General features: G+C 58.5%; 9 protein-coding genes. 2 read left to right on the top strand and 7 right to left on the bottom strand.

Annotated elements, in window-relative coordinates; all coding sequences use genetic code 11:
• The first annotated feature begins 33 nt into the window (after positions 1-33).
• Positions 34-1,095, top strand: a complete 1,062-nt coding sequence (locus tag ACVWY8_RS10870) for a histidinol-phosphate transaminase (protein WP_457394778.1) — start codon at positions 34-36, stop codon at positions 1,093-1,095.
• A gap of 27 nt (positions 1,096-1,122) precedes the next feature.
• Here the strand turns inward: ACVWY8_RS10870 and ACVWY8_RS10865 are convergent, their stop codons facing one another.
• From ACVWY8_RS10865 to ACVWY8_RS10855, 3 genes are all read right to left on the bottom strand, one after another.
• Positions 1,123-5,259 carry a hypothetical protein gene (locus tag ACVWY8_RS10865; RefSeq protein WP_457394775.1) on the bottom strand — a complete coding sequence of 1,379 codons (4,137 nt, stop codon included), beginning with the start codon at positions 5,257-5,259 and terminating at the stop codon, positions 1,123-1,125.
• Between the two features lie 151 nt (positions 5,260-5,410).
• Positions 5,411-6,565 carry an RNA-guided endonuclease InsQ/TnpB family protein gene (locus ACVWY8_RS10860; protein WP_457394772.1) on the bottom strand — a complete coding sequence of 385 codons (1,155 nt, stop codon included), beginning with the start codon at positions 6,563-6,565 and terminating at the stop codon, positions 5,411-5,413.
• Positions 6,566-6,701: 136 nt separating this feature from the next.
• Positions 6,702-7,025 carry a (2Fe-2S)-binding protein gene (locus ACVWY8_RS10855; RefSeq protein WP_457394769.1) on the bottom strand — a complete coding sequence of 108 codons (324 nt, stop codon included), beginning with the start codon at positions 7,023-7,025 and terminating at the stop codon, positions 6,702-6,704.
• A 287-nt stretch (positions 7,026-7,312) separates the two neighbouring features.
• Between ACVWY8_RS10855 and ACVWY8_RS10850 the strand changes: the two genes are divergently transcribed.
• Positions 7,313-7,765: an Hsp20/alpha crystallin family protein gene (locus ACVWY8_RS10850; protein ID WP_011431920.1), complete on the top strand. Its 453-nt coding sequence runs from the start codon at positions 7,313-7,315 to the stop codon at positions 7,763-7,765.
• A gap of 38 nt (positions 7,766-7,803) precedes the next feature.
• Here ACVWY8_RS10850 and ACVWY8_RS10845 read toward each other — a convergent pair whose 3' ends face one another.
• From ACVWY8_RS10845 to ACVWY8_RS10830, 4 genes are all read right to left on the bottom strand, one after another.
• A complete protein-coding gene (locus tag ACVWY8_RS10845; protein ID WP_414374393.1) occupies positions 7,804-8,586 on the bottom strand; it encodes an SAM hydrolase/SAM-dependent halogenase family protein in 783 nt (260 codons plus the stop codon).
• 68 nt (positions 8,587-8,654) lie between these two features.
• Positions 8,655-10,787, bottom strand: a complete 2,133-nt coding sequence (argZ, locus tag ACVWY8_RS10840; RefSeq protein ID WP_414384367.1) for a bifunctional arginine dihydrolase/ornithine cyclodeaminase — start codon at positions 10,785-10,787, stop codon at positions 8,655-8,657.
• An 84-nt stretch (positions 10,788-10,871) separates the two neighbouring features.
• Positions 10,872-11,624: a response regulator transcription factor gene (locus ACVWY8_RS10835; RefSeq protein ID WP_011431916.1), complete on the bottom strand. Its 753-nt coding sequence runs from the start codon at positions 11,622-11,624 to the stop codon at positions 10,872-10,874.
• 166 nt (positions 11,625-11,790) lie between these two features.
• On the bottom strand, positions 11,791-13,614 hold the full coding sequence (locus tag ACVWY8_RS10830) for an ABC transporter ATP-binding protein (protein ID WP_457394766.1): 1,824 nt from the start codon (positions 13,612-13,614) through the stop codon (positions 11,791-11,793).
• Positions 13,615-13,811: the final 197 nt, after the last annotated feature.

Here is a 13,811-nt window from a genome sequence, read left to right as displayed (position 1 = left end):
CTGATATAATAGCTACTTCTCCCCGTCAGGAAGATGTGTGCTCTGCAGTATCTGCGCCCCGATTTGCTTCACCTCAAGCCCTACGACGCCGTGCCTGCCCCGGCTGCCGACAAGCTGGATGCCAATGAGTTCCCCCTCGATTGGCCGGTGGGCTTCAAGCAGAAGCTCTCCCTCCTTTGGGAAAAGGGGATCCCCAGCAACCGCTATCCCGATGCCCACCACCGGGGCCTGAAGCAAGCCATCGCCGCCTATGCCGGAGCGGAGCCAGAGCAGATCAGCCTGGGCAATGGGTCGGATGAGCTGATCCGCTCCCTGCTGATTGCCACCTGTCTGGGCGGGCGGGGCGGCATTTTGGTGGCAGAGCCCACCTTCTCCATGTACGCCATCCTGGCCCAGAGCCTGGGGATCCCAGTGGTGCGGGTTCCCCGCGACCCGGAGACGTTTGCTCTGGATCTAGAGCGATGTCAACAGGCTTTGAGGGAGCATCCGATTCGGGTGGTGTGCCTGGTGGATCCCAACTCGCCGACGGGGAATGGCCTGACGGCTGCAGAGTGGGAGTGGGTGGAAGGGCTGCCCGAAGAGATTCTGGTGATTTTGGATGAGGCCTATTTTGAGTTCAGCCGGCACACAGCCCTGCCCAAATTGGCGGAGCATCCCAACTGGGTAATCTTGCGCACCTTCTCCAAAGCCTTTCGCCTGGCGGCCCACCGGGTGGGCTATGCTGTGGGTCATCCACAGCTTATGCAAGTGTTGGATGGGATCCGCCTGCCCTACAACCTCACGGCCCTTTCTCAGTGGGCGGTTCAGATGGCTTTGGAGCATGCCGAGGAGCTTTTGGCCGACGTGACGCTAATTTGTCAGGAGCGGGAAGCCCTTTATCAAGCTCTGCAGGAGCTGCCAGGGGTGCGGGTGTGGCCCAGCCAAGCCAACTTCCTCTACTTCCGGGTGGCCGGCTGGGATCCCCAAGAGCTGCAGCGGGCCTGGCAGGAGCTGGGGACTGGTGTGCGCTACACGGGTGGGGGGCTGCGTCTGACGGTGGGCACCCCTGAAGAGAACCGACGGGCCTTGGAGCGCCTGCGCCAAATCCTGCAATAGGCCTCCCGGCCTGCGTTCGGAGCCAGCCTAGGTGGATGGGTCGGCGCGCGAAAAGCGCTGGATCAAGCTGTGCACCTGCTGCAAGTGTCGTTCGTCCAGATGCTCCAGCGCCTGGGCGATTTCCGCTCTGAGTCGGCTCTGGGTGTCGGTTTGGGCCCGCTGCAGCAGCCAACTTTGGACAGGGCTGGGGTGCTCCACAAAGTCAAGCGCCCAGGGATCCCGTTCGTCCAGCTCAGGTTCTGCCTGGGGCAGCTGCTCCCTCCAACGCTCTTGAGCCTGTCGAAACTCCTCCGCCAAACGATCTGTTGGGCGCCCCTCCGCTTGGAGAACCTCTTGATACCTTTGGTGGGTCACCAGCCAGCGCTGCCGAATTTGAGAGCGTTGCTGCCTGGTCAGCCTGCCGGTTCTGCTTTCGGTGAAGCGCTCGTAAAACCTGAGCGTGTCTCGGTAGTGGCCCAATCGCTCACAAGCCAAGCCTACCTCCAGGGGCTGTAGCCACCAGGCCCGCTCCATCTGTGTGCTGGTAACCACTTCCTGCAGAAAATCTCGCAGCCCAGGGGATTTGCGCCTTAAGTCTTCCCAGTTGGTCCGGATATCCCGGGCCATGGCAGCCACCAGCTCGTAGTCATGTCCCCGCTGCCACGCCTGAGGATGGGCCTGCACCGTTTTCCAGAGCTTCTCCCACTCTCGGCACTGGATCAGAACTCGCAGCATCAGCGGCCAGTCTTTCAAGCGCTCCAGACTGGTGACGACGTCGCCGATGTACTCTGCCCACTCGCCTGTGAGGGGACGTCCTGCCTCTTGCCATCGGTCCAGCACCACCGAGTCTTGGCGGTCTTTGGATAGCCACCTCACCTTGCCGGGAAGGGGTTCCAGGTGGATCTTGGCCCGGTAGTAGGGGGAATGCTCCGTTTGGCCCCCCTGATCCCAAACCTCTACCGCCCGCTCAAATTCCTGCCGATAGAAGTGACAGATACCCCAAATCTTGTAGTACTGATTCGCGAACGGCTGCCGCTGGCCGAGAAAGGCCAGACGTCCCTTCAAAGCCTCAAGGGTCTCTTGCAAAAACCAGCTGCGGGCCTCTTCCTGGGGGCAGAAAGTTCCCAAGTTGTTGAGAACTTGCTCAAGCTCTGCCAAAAATTGCTGTACACACTCTTTCCAGGTGGAATCCGTTCGTGTAAGCGGGACGAAGTCCCTATCTTTGGGGCTGACTTCAACGCTCAGCCAATCTCGCACCCGCACCACCTGTCGGAAGCGCTCCATAGACTTGACAGAGGTTCTTTGGGTCGCCACCATCAAGTCCACCAAGGGGCTGTAGTCTGGGATCCCAGGACATCCAGCAAAGTAGGCGGCGTTACGCTGCAGCTCCAACCAGGCCTTCCCTCTCCAAAAGCACTCCCAGGCTTCTCGTTTAAGATTTTTGTTGGGCAAAGCAGACTGCTCCAGGCTCAGGAACTTTTGCCCTGCGGAAACGTAATCCCTCTGGAGCTTGAGGAGCCAGGCCTGACATTCCTGTTCTAGAGGTGGTTTTTTTGCCTTCCGCGCCAGAGTTTGAACATCCTCCAGAAGTTTGAGGTTGCCCTCCTCGATGCCGCGCCTGAGAAGCTCAAGAGCTGCCTCCTGCAGATCTTCCAAGCTTGTATTGGTCCAGTACTGGATATTGATGCCTTTGACAGGGTAACCCAATACCGGTGGGTCGGTCTCCCATTCCGACCGATCCGGTTGCAGAGAAGGATGATCGAGCCAAGAGTTGGATTCTAAGCTTGGATCCCAGAACTCCCGCCAACCGGCAGAGGTGTCCACAATGGCCAGGGCCTCGATGGGGCGGGTAATGCCGACATACAATTGGTTGAGAAAATAATGGATTTGCAGGGATATCGCCTCCCCAGCTCCTCGGGCGTAATAATTAAGCTGCCGGTTAAAGTTTTGTCGATAGGCGTTTCCAAACTTGTAGAGGATAACTTTTTTGAACTCCATTCCCTTAACAGACGTAGCAGTTTGCAGGAGCGGTGGTTTAAGATTCTGCTTCAATTCCTCGGCAAAGATCTTCTGGAGTTCGGGATCCTGACGCACGTAGTTCAGCTCCTCTCCCACAGGACAGGGTAAGATACAGACTGTTCCTGTGAGATCACTAAGCATTTTTCTAAGCTCATCTTCGATTAAGTTTCTTTCCTGACCATCCAGCACAAACCTTTGAACCGGCATGCCCTGCTCATGGGGACGCCAGGGCTGTTGGGGATAGATTTCTCGACTCTTGCTGAGAACTCGCCGCCACAGGTTGACTACATTGCTAAAACGAGTAACTTGTGGATTGCTGCGATAGTTGTTTCTCAGCTCCTGCGGGCCTGCAATCTCAAAGGGATGGCTCGGCAACAAGTAGGCGCGGATATGCTCGTAGAGATATTTTTTCAGAGCAGCCCAACGAAATCCCGTTGGGTTAATGGTTTGCAAGGGATCCCCGGCAAAGGCATAGGGCAGGCGATCAATAGCCCAATCCAACTTGTATTTTCCCCAAGGAGATAAGCAAAAAATGATATTCAGCTCAAGTTGGGTAAAGTCCTGAACCTCATCGCAAAAAATGACTGGATGAATAGGATTAAGAGTGCCATTTTGCAGCACATCTCTGGCCAAATCTTGGTCATCCCAGTAGCCCTCGTGGGTGGTTCGATCCCGGTAACCCGGCCAAATCTCTTCGTAAATCCGCTCGAAGGCTTCTTCATCCACACTGCGGTCGGCCTCAGGCAATTCTCGGTAGCTATCGGGATCCAAATAGTCACTGACCTCATAGCCTTTGATCAGCGTGCGAATGGTGTGCCAAGCCAGCTCTACATCGCGGCGACCACAATACCAGCTCTGAAATCGATAAAAATTGACATACCGATCCGGTTGGTAGCGTTCTTGCCGCTCGGCAGGAAGGCAGTTCAGCAGGTAATCCTGAAAAGTGCTAAAAAAAGTTTGACATTGCTGAATTTCTTCTGTGGAGAAGCTGCACCCCTCCTCCCGATAGCGGTGGCTGATGCGCAAAATTGAACTTACCCTGTTGCGAGCTTGCTGCACCAAACTGGGGCTATAGGTCAAAAAGAGAGGGCGGTACTCAAGAGGTCTCTGTTTTGAAGTTTTGAGGTAGTGGCTGCAATAGTCGGCAAAGCGGTAGTACAACATCAAAGATTTGCCACTCCCGGCCCTTCCGTTGATCAGTAGGGGCATGGATGTACTCTGCAGGATTTCTTCCTCCTCCATGGACAAAGCCAAATTTCCCTCTGTGATCTCCTGCATTTCCAACCAAATGGTCTCATCCGCCACCATGTAGTCGGGGTAGGCGCGACGGGCGTACCGCTTCCACACCTCCAAAGGTTGCGGGTGCTGGAGAATGTCTGGCTGCTTGGCTTTCATCCCAAAGAGGCAGGTTTGGCATCCCAGCTCAAACCGTTCCTTTTGCTCTGGGGCGTGGTCGTAAACCCCGATGAGAAATGGAAACAATCTCCCCGGCTGCTCCCAGACTTGCACCAAGCTGACAGCCAGATACAGGGATCCCTCCTGCCAGCATTTGACCTCTGCCTCCAGATAAAACGGCGGGAGCTGCCGGTAGAGCCTGCCTTCAATGTCATCTACCAAGCGGGATACTGCTTGGTAAGCCTGGCGCCGCTGCTCTGGAGAAAGGGCCCGTACTTGCCGAACCCATTCCCCACTTTCCAACACCAGCCGCTCCTGCGGATTGGGAGCATTCAAGAACTGTGTCCATTCATACAGCTCGTCGGGCAGAGGGGGGAGATGGTTTGGCGGATCCCCTGGTTCGTGCCGCTGCGCCAGCCACGCCTGCAAACGGTCATCGGGCACCCAGCTCCGCACCCGTTCTTGATAATCCGGATCTCGCCGTCGGTCTAAGAACTCCCGGTATTCGTGACTGCCTCTCGGCCAGAGGCCAAACAAAACCAGAACGGGTACCTCGCCTACATAGCGCAGCTCCCCCACCAAGCGAATGTTGTTGCGGAGATTACGCTTCCAGTAAGGGTAACGAACGTCAAACAACTGGCTCAAAAGGGTGCGGCCCCCCTCTTCCAGCCGTTCTATCAATGCTTCTAGGTTGCACTGGGTTCTGCTTCCCAGAAACTCCTCCGGGCAATATACATACATGGGATCCCGCCGGGTATACTTGGAAGCCATCCTAGTGCCGGACTACTGGCGAAAATTGCCGCTGTGCCAAAAGTCTTAATTTTTTTCATAATCCCCACGTAGCCCACAACTACCTATGTAGCCATTTGCAAACTCACAAAACATCTCGATTCAAGCTTTTGTAAACTACCCGACACCCGCGCTATGCGCAGGGTGCGGGCTTTATCCCAATCCCTAGCGGCCCCAGAGGACAGCTAAGTTTCGGAATTTCAGGCGAGTTTACAGTCGCCCCAAGGAGAGAGATTACTTGAGCAGCGTTATGGTCAGCATCCCCTTCCCACCCGCAGTGTCCACACTTGAACGACTTACCATTGCGGTAGGACTTACCCCGCTCAGGGTGGATGTGCAGGCATTTGTGGCAGGTCTGACTGGTATAGGCAGGCGGCACCAGCACCACAGGCACTCCGGCAATGGCAGCCTTGTAGGCTACAAACATCCTGAGCTGGTAGAACGCCCAGTTGTTAGTCCTGCGCCGCTCAGCCTTACTTCGAGACTTCTGATTCAGGCAATCTCTGATGCCTGTCAAGTCTTCAAAAGCCAGTGCCGCACCAATAGCCTGGGCATCCCTGACCAAGGTTTTGCTGATGTTATGGTTCAGCCATGTCTGGTAGCGCCGTTCTCTCCCAGAGAGCCTTCTCAGCAGCCTCCTAGAGCTGCGAGTGCGTTTGGATTGAACCTTGGCGCGTACACGGCTGAACCGGTCACGGACGGCCTGGATGTGCTCTCCACTCCAAGAGCGTCCGTTGCTAGCGGTGGCGATATCCCGCCTGCCCAAGTCAACTCCGATTACCTTTGGAGTTTTGCCAGTTGGGGGAGTGTCCAGCTCAACAGCAATGTTGATGTAGTAGTCCCCTTGCTTGGTCTTGGACAGGGTTGCGCTGGTGGGCGCTTGCCCCCGCAGCAAAGCGATTTGATAACCGCCAATCTTGAGCTTGAGCCAAACCCGTCCGCTTATCAGGGTTACGCCCACGGCTTGGTCGGACTCTCGGTACTTAAAAGTACGCGCGTCCAAAGTCAGACTGGTGGGGCGGAACTTGTGGACTTGCTTCACCGCCTTGGCATTGCTAATCACCCGACGGAGCGCCTGACAGACGTGGTTGGCTTTCAGCCCCGTTGCTGCCCTTACCGGCCGATAGACCAAGTGGTGCAGCTTGGCGGTGTTCCAGCAGTTCTTTTGTTTGGCGGTGTCGAGAATCTGGTTGCAAGCATTCGCAAAGCCCTGCAAAGTGCGGTCAATTTCTTGACGCAACTCTTGTGGGACTATCAGCTTGCAACGTACAGAGGTAGTCTGGCTCATGGGCTTATTGTAGTTCATCCAGACTTTTGACCAGCAAACCTATATGGAGGAGGGCTTTCCTCCCGACACCAAGCCTGCGGCTATGGTGCGGGCCTCCAGCCCGAAAATTTGGTGAAATGCAAGGACTCCGTCCCGCTTACGCGTTCGCGTTAGCGTCGCGTAGCGACAAAGGACTCCGTCCCGCTGACGCGATCGGATCCCATTCCCCGCCTCTGGCCAACCCCTCGATGGTGGTGATGGCTTGGCCCTGCAAGCGCGCCGCCGGGTACAGGCAACTGTGGACGGGATCCCCCTCCAACAGCACCGTGCAAGCCCCGCAATCCCCCGAGTCGCAGGCACGGCGTACCCCCACCCAGACCAGCTCCCGCAACAAGCTCAGCAGAGTGATCCCCGGCGGAACCACCTGCCCATAGGGTTGGCCGTTCACCTGAAATCGGATGGGAATGGGAGTGGGATCCATAACGGTCTTCTTTTTTCACTCACATCTACCCCATTCTGTTTTGAGCAAAATGTTTCGAGTGAACCATTGGATTGCCCTGTTTGTTTTCATCCCTCTTCCCCATGAGGTGAGGGGATCCTGCCTATCGCAGATCGGTTTGCCCTCCCTCGCTGGGATGGCTTTCTTGGATGATCAGAGCAGGATTTTGTGAATTCAAATCCCAAGTGCAGGCCAAGCCTTCTTTGCCGAGATCTCTTCGCTTCCCTCAACTCCATTGATGACTTAGCCTATTTACCCTAGGAGACACTATGGCAACTCTTTACTTCAGCCCGCTTTTCGAGGTACAAGCTCTGCAAGCGGAGCCCAACCGGGGACGCTCTCGCTCCTTCCTGCCCACTCCTCTGCAGGTTTGGGAGAGCGGCGAAGCCTACACCGTCCAGTTGTGGGTGCCCGGTGCCAATCGGGAACGCTTCCACATCGAGGCCACGGCTCAACAGCTCTCCATCAGCGGCGAGATCCAGGTTCACGGCCCTGAAGGTGCTGAATTGCGCTACCAAGAAGTGGAGCCCCAACCTTTTCAACGCATCCTCAAGCTGGCCCGCCGCATCCAGCCGGAGAAAGTCTCGGCCACCTATCGCGACGGCATCCTCACCCTCACTCTGCCCAAAGCCGACGCAGCGCGGGTGATCAAAGTCCAAGTGGGCGCCTCAAACCCCACTACTCCGACGGAAGCCGTGACGGTGGAAAGCCAACCTGCCTAGGATCCCCAGTCTCTCCCTCTCTTTTCAGGCGAGGGGATCTAGCCGCTCCACTGCACGCGCACCTCATCTCCCACTTTGAAACCCAAGGCACGGCTGGCATTGCCTCGGTTTTGCACGATCTCCACCCAGCCGGAGCTGCCCACCAGGGCCAGCACTTCCCCAACTTCTCCCTCAGCAAAGGTGGCCACGGAGCGGACGGGGATCCCTTTGATCCAGGCGCTCCAGCTTCGACCTTCCACCCACTGTCCGGGCAGGTTGGTGATGCCGTTGCCGAAGTGGTCGATGGCCTGGACCAGGCCGCGACAGCCGTTGGTCTCCATCTGGGGTGGCGGCCACTCCCAGCGGGTTAGTTCTGCTACGTCTAGGGGATCCCCCAGCTCCGCCAAAGGGATCCCGTTGGCCAGATGAGCGGCAACCGGGGCAAAAATATCCCGCCCATGAAAGGTGCGGCTGGGAGAGGGGGTGCGCCAATAGCGGGGCCGGTTGAGTTCCACAGCAGCCAGCGCCGGAGTTTGGGCCAAAACGCCGCTGAACAGGCCATTGTCAGGGCCAACCAAAAAGCCCGTCTCGGTTTGGATGGCTACCGCCCGGCGGCTACTCCCCACCCCTGGATCCACAACGGCCAGGTGAATGGTGCCCGACGGCAGATAGGGGTAGGCCGTCATCAGGGCAAAGCGAGCCGCCGCCACATCCTGAGGCGGGATCCCATGGCTGAGGTCGATGAGTTGAGCCTGTGGGGAAAGGGTATGAATCACCCCTTTCATAATGCCCACATAGGGATCCTGCAGGCCAAAATCCGTCAACAGGCTAATAAAAGGCATACCCTTTTGAGGCTTGAGGATCCCAGTTTAAGGATCCCAAAAGATAACAGCGCTTATGGATGGGGTGGCTAGCGGGCAGCAAGAGCAGGTTGCGGGCGCTCATACACCTGCCCCAAACGCGCCAACTGCTGCACCAACAAACTCAAGAACAGGCCCACATCGGTAACAATCCCCACCGACTCCAGGGATCCCCGATCGGCCAGCTTGGTCACCACTGCCGGGTTAATGTCCACGCAGATCAGCTTGACCCCGGCAGGCGTCATGTTCCCGGCACCAATGGAGTGCAACATGCTGGAGAGCATCAGCACCATGTCGGCCCCCTGCAGCAGCCGCGCATAATCCTGTTGGGCCTTGATCAGATCCATCTCCGTATCTGGCAGCGGCCCATCGTCGCGGATGGATCCCGCCAGGGAGAAGGGCACCTGAGCGCGAATACACTCGTAGAACACCCCGCCGGTAATCACGCCCGCTTCCACCGCAGCTCGGATACTGCCATACTTGCGGATGAGGTTGATGGTTTTGAGGTGATGCTTGTGGCCGCCCTTGACCGGGGTGCCCCGCGACAGATCCACCCCCAGCGAGGTGCCGTAGAGATTCTGCTCCAAATCGTGAACGGCAATGGCATTGCCCCCCAGCAGCGCCTGCACATAGCCTTCGCGGATGAGGGTGGCCAAGTGGGATCCGCCGCCTGTGTGGATGACCACCGGCCCTGCCACCACCACCGTTTTGCCGCCCCGCTCCTTGATTTGCCGCAGCTCCCAGGCAATCTGCTCCACCAGGATCTCCACCCGCCGCTCGCTGGAGACCCCCGATCCCATAAAGGTAAACTCCTGGGAAGAGCGCTCTTTGCTGGCCTGGCGCACGGTGCGGATCCCTTCCACCCCACACACCACGGCATCCCCCACCTGCAAATCTCGAATCAGGGTGCAATAGGCTGAAAACTCCGTCTTGCCATTGCAATCGGATCCCTTGACCACGATCACCCCATCCATGCGCTGACGCTGCACCGGGATCCACTGGCCGGCCACCCGCACCTGCGTGGGATAGATGGTGGTGACATAAAAATCGTCGGGCGCTACCCCTGCTTTCTCTACCCGCTCCAGACGGGCATCTTGCTGGGTTTCCTCCGAGAGACGGGCCCCCTGCTCGATCAAGGCGCTGAGAATGGTATCCAGGGTCTCTTCGGTGGGAGCGGAAACGGCCAGTTCCACCGTGGAAGTGCTCTGCCGTTTTTCCCCAAGCTGAAACTTGAGGATCTGGAAGCTGCCGCCATTGTCGACAATGCAATCGACGGCTCTGGTGAGCAGGTCGCTGTCCACCAAGTGTCCCTGGAGGGTCACCGTCCGGCTGAGCACCGTGGCCACCGGATCGGTTTGGGGAGCCACCGTCTCGTCGAGGCGCAGCGTCAGGCACTTGGCCGCCCCACCGGCTTTCAGGAACTCCGTCAGCTCCGTCTGCACCACCGCAAATCCCCGCTCCTGTAGGGCGGCTTCCAGCTCTGGGCTGACCCGATTCACCAAGATCGTGCCGTTCACATCCACGGCATTGCAGGCAAAGTGAATGGCATCCGCCTCCTGAACCGGGATCCGCTTTTCAGGGGGCACCCGCATCTCGATCAAGCGGTTGGAATAGGCATCAAAAGCCGGTGGATAGTAAAGCAAATAGCCTTCGGAGAGGGGGCAAAAGCAGGTGTCTAGGTGGTAGAACCGCTCGTCCACCAGCCGCAAAGACAACACCTCGATCCCCAGCCACTTGGCCAAGTAGGGGTGAGACTCCAACATGGAGCGAAAGCCGTAGCCCGCCCACAGCCAGCGCCCTGCCCGATCCAACAGAGCATCTCCCGCCCCCTCAAAAGCCAGGGCCGGCGGCAGCTCATAGACGGTGTAGCCCTGTTCCTCAAACCAAGCCTTGAAATGGGGCTGTTCCCCCTGCCGCTCTGGGTGATAAAAACGGCTCAGCACCACCTTGGATCCCAGGATGAGCCCAGCATTCGCCGTAAACACCATATCCGGCCATCCCGGCACCGGCTGGATCAGCTTCACCTCCGCCCGTTGCGAGAGATGCCGATAAAGAGCCTGCCACTGCTGCAGCGCCCGTTCTCGCGAAGAGCGGTGAACATTCCCCACCATCCAGGGGTTGATCACATAGTCCACCTCGTAGTGATCGGGTGGGCACATCAAATACCGAATGGCACCAGGCATAGATCTCAGAGCGCAATCTGCAGCAGGGCATCCCCTAGATTAGCAGTTGCGTGAGCAGCATCCTCAAGAATCATGAAAGAATCATTATTTGTGGGAATCTTTCGCCAGCTCTGGCTGCGGTGGGACGGGATCGGCGATGTTGGGCAATTCCAGACAGTAGCCCGCCCCATAGACGGTTTTGATGTACTGGGGGTGGCGGGGATCCGGCTCCAGCTTGGTGCGCAGGTGGCGGATGTGAACACGGATGGTCTCGATGTCGTCGTCGGGCTCGTAGCCCCACACCTCCTGCAGGATTTCGCTGGGGGAAACGGTCTGCCCATGTCGCTGCATCAGACAGTGGAGCAGGTCAAACTCCAGGTGGGTGAGCTTGATCGTTTTGCCGAACCACAACGCCTCAAAGCGCTCCGGCACCAGCGTGAGAGGGCCATAGGTGAGGATCTCCCCATGCTTGGCCGCCTGTGGGATCCGGTCTGAGCGACGCAGCAGGGCCCGCACCCGCACCAGCAGCTCCTGCACCTCAAAAGGCTTGGTCAGGTAGTCGTCGGCACCGGCATTGAAACCCTCGATCTTATCCTGAGTTTGGCCGAGGGCGGTGAGCATCAAAATCGGGATCTCACTGGTGCGCTCCTCCCGCCGCAAGCGCTGACAAACGGTCAGGCCATCTACCTGGGGCAGCATCAGGTCGAGGATGATCAGATCGGGGAGAACTTGCAGAGCCAGTGCTTGTCCGCGCACCCCATCGGTGGCCTTCACAACCTCGTAGCCCGCCAACTCCAGATTGATGCGCAGGATATCCAGAATCGAAGGGTCGTCCTCAATAATGAGTATGCGAGCCATAGCCGGTTGCAGCCCAAACTGCGGATAAAACGTTTTGTTAAATGTGCTAACAAAGAGCCGAAGCTTTACGACTGGAAGTTTACTTAATTTTAGCCTCATTGCAAATCTTACTGCGAAGTTAACCCGCAGGGTTGCCCAGCCCGGAGCCGGATGCAGGGGAAACTTTTCAACCCGTTTGGGGCAAATGGGTGCGTTTTTTCGGATTCCCTTTGGGGGAAGTGCTCCGCACCGCTGGCGCGAACGCGGCGATGAGGCGGCGGGTGTAGTCCTGCTGCGGCTGCTGGTAGATCTGGGAGGCGGGGCCAAGCTCTTCGATGCGGCCCCGGTTCATGACCATGATGCGGTCGCTCATGAACTTGACCACGCTCAGGTCGTGGGAGATGAACAGGTAGGCCAACCCCAGTTCCTCCTGCAGATCCTTGAGCAAGTTCAGCACCTGGGCCTGCACGGAGACATCCAGGGAAGACACTGCCTCATCGCAGACGATCAGGCGGGGCTCCGAGGCCAGGGCGCGGGCAATACAGATCCGCTGCCGCTGTCCTCCGGAAAACTGGTGGGGCAGGCGATCCAGCGCTTCCGGATCCAACCCTACCCGTTCAAACAGGCGTTGGGCCCGTGCTCGTCGCTCAGCAGCATTTCTCCCAATCCCGTGCAGGGCCATTGGCTCTATGACGCTGGCTCCCACACTCATGCGCGGATCCAGTGAGGCTGCCGGATCCTGAAAGATCAGCTGAATCTCGCGGCGGAGACGACGTAAGCGTTGGGGCGGCAAGCGGAGCAGCTCCTCGCCGTCGTAGATCACCTGGCCAGAGCTGGCACGGACCAGGCGCAACAGGGTTCGCCCCAGGGTGGTTTTGCCGCAGCCGGACTCTCCCACCAGCCCCAAGGTCTCTCCGGGGTAGAGGTCAAAGCTGATCCCATCCACAGCTCGGATCTCGCCCACCTGGCGGCCAAATGGCCCTCGACGGACGGCGTAGTGGGTTCGCAGATCCCGCACCTGCAGCAGGGGGGGCTGACTGTACAGCCGGCGCAGCCGTTCTTCCTCTAAGGACTCCGTCCCGCTTACGCGAACGGCAGCCGGGATCTCCACCTGCTGCCACTGCTCCTCTGGGGATCCCCCTTTTTCCAGAAAATCCTGGACGGTGGGCAACCGCCGCAACCGCCGCTCCAACACCGGGCGACAGGCCAACAGGCCGCGGGTGTAGGGATGCTGGGGATCCCGAAAGATCTGCTCCACCGATCCCTGTTCCACAGCTTGGCCCCGGCGCATCACCACCACCTGATCTGCCAGTTCGGCCACCAAATTGAGATCGTGGGTGATGAAGAGGATGGCCATCTGCCGGTGCTGCTGCAGCTCCCAGAGCAGGCGCAGGATTTCCGCTTGCACCGTAACATCTAGAGCGGTGGTCGGCTCATCGGCAATCAACAGTTGGGGATTGGAGGCGATGGCACAGGCGATGGCCGCCCGCTGGATTTGGCCGCCGGAGAGCTGATGAGGGTAGCGCTCCAGCATCTGGGGAGAAAGCTGCACCTCCTCAAACAGGCGAATGGCTTGGGCGCGGATCTCCGCCGGGCTCAGGGAGGTGTTGGCCCTCAAGGTTTCCTGTAACTGCTGGCCACAGGTGTAGAGGGGGTTGAGGGCGGTGCTCGGCTCCTGGAAAATCATGGCGATCTGGGATCCGCGATAGCGCCGCCGTTGCCGGGGATCCAACTGCAGCCAGTCCACCGTTCCGTCAGGGCCCTTGAAGAGGATTTTGCCCTCCACCCGAGCCGAGCTGGGCAGCAGATCAATCAGCGTCAGGGCGGTCATGGTTTTGCCGGATCCCGACTCCCCCACCAGGCCTAAGGTCTGGCCGATCCCGATCTGGAAAGACAGCCCGTCCACCACCGGGGATCCCGAGGGCTCGCCAGCTGCACGGCTGGGCAAGAAAACCCGCAGCCCTTGTACGGTCAGCAAGGCAGAATCGGCAGTAGAGACAGCCTCAGTCATGGCGACGAAAGTGCTCCGCACCGCTGGCGCGAACGCATTAGGGGAATTGGCAGGATTATAGACTACCGCCCCCGCCTTGGCCTCCAAAGTGCTCCGCACCGCTGACCAAAAGGCGCGGCAAGCCCCGTCCTTCAGGGCAGGGAAGGATAGCGCCGACCGTAGCCGACGCCCTTTAAAAACGCAGTGTCGGCCATGTG

Source organism: Thermostichus sp. OS-CIW-32, assembly GCF_054060415.1.
This window is presented reverse-complemented; position numbering and strand designations above follow the sequence as displayed.